The organism is Kitasatospora phosalacinea (genome assembly GCF_000717185.1).
Classification (GTDB): domain Bacteria; phylum Actinomycetota; class Actinomycetes; order Streptomycetales; family Streptomycetaceae; genus Kitasatospora; species Kitasatospora phosalacinea_A.
Genome location: NZ_JNYE01000267.1, coordinates 1 through 685 on the forward strand (window position 1 = coordinate 1; position 685 = coordinate 685).

Genomic DNA, 685 nt, shown 5'->3' on the forward strand with positions numbered 1-685 from the left:
CCAGGCGCTTGACGCCGGGGGTGTCCTCGCGGACCACGACGGCGGCCTGGGCGACGTCCGGGTGGGCGGTCAACGCGTCCTCGATCTCGCCGGGTTCGACCCGGTAGCCGCGGATCTTGACCTGGTCGTCGGCCCGGCCCAGGAAGTCCAGCAAACCGTCCTGGCGCCAGCGCACCACGTCCCCGGTGCGGTACATCCGGGCGCCCGGCGCACCGAACGGGTCGGCGACGAAGCGCTCCGCCGTCAGGCCGGGGCGATTGAGGTAGCCACGGGCCAGACCGACGCCCGAGACGTACAACTCGCCCGCCACCCCGACCGGCACCGGCCGCAGGTGGGCGTCCAGGACGTGCGCGACGGTGTTCCAGATCGGCCGACCCACCGTCGCACTCGCCGAGTCCAGGGTGCCGCCGCCCAGCGTGTTGATGGTGTACTCGGTCGGCCCGTACAGGTTGTAGCCCATCACCCCGGGCGTGTCCCGCAGCTTCGACCACAGCGTCTCCGCCACCGCCTCACCACCCAGCAGCACCAGCACCGGCCGGTGCCGCCCCTCGTCCAACAGACCGCGGTCGACGAGCGCCTGGGCGTAGGACGGGGTGACGTTGACGACGTCCACCGCGTGTTCGGCGCAGTACGCGGAGAGCGCTTCCGCGTCGCGGCGCAGCGCCTCGTCCAGCACGTGCACCTC

The 685-nt window shown here is 72.7% G+C and carries 1 protein-coding gene; it reads right to left on the bottom strand.

The window, feature by feature from the left end:
• The coding region (locus OO57_RS37950; protein ID WP_033257479.1) for an AMP-binding protein at positions 1 to 685 on the bottom strand (685 nt) is incomplete at both ends.